General features: G+C 76.7%; 1 pseudogene. It reads left to right on the forward strand.

The annotated features are described in order from the left end of the window. Positions 1–520, forward strand: a pseudogene (locus HMPREF3086_RS00585) (hypothetical protein); the annotation flags it as partial.

The raw sequence follows: 520 nt of genomic DNA on the forward strand, positions 1-520 counted from the left end.
GCCGAGCTCGCCGACGGGGCCGGGCAACTCCGCGACGGTTCGGCCGAGCTCGCCGCCGGCATGGAGCAGCTGCAGGCCGGGATGGGCCAGGCCGGCACGGGCGCCGACGAGGTGGCCGGCGGGGTCCGGCAGGTCGTCGGCGCGGTCCGCGGGGTCGCCGTCATCCAGGGGCAGGTCTCCACTGCGATCGAGGACGCCCTGTCCCGTCTCCGGGGGGACGCTCCCGAGGTGGTCCAGGCCCGCAACGCCCTCATCGGCCTGCGAGACCAGCTCTCCGCCCAGGGGCTCGACCAGAACACCCTGAGCAACCTCGACCGGCTCGACTCCGGCGCCGCCGAACTGGCCCGCCAGCTCTCCCAACCCGGGGCGGACCTGCGCGACGGCGTCTACGAGGCCACCCGCGGTGCCCGCGAACTCGCCACCGGGGCGGGGGAACTCTCCACCGGCGCCGACGCCCTGCGCGACGGTGCGGCGAGCGTCGCCGACTCCGCCGGCCGCACCCAGGACGCCATCGGCAGGA

The sequence above is a fragment of the Dietzia sp. HMSC21D01 genome (genome assembly GCF_001815995.1).
GTDB classification, from domain to species: Bacteria; Actinomycetota; Actinomycetes; order Mycobacteriales; family Mycobacteriaceae; genus Dietzia; species Dietzia cinnamea.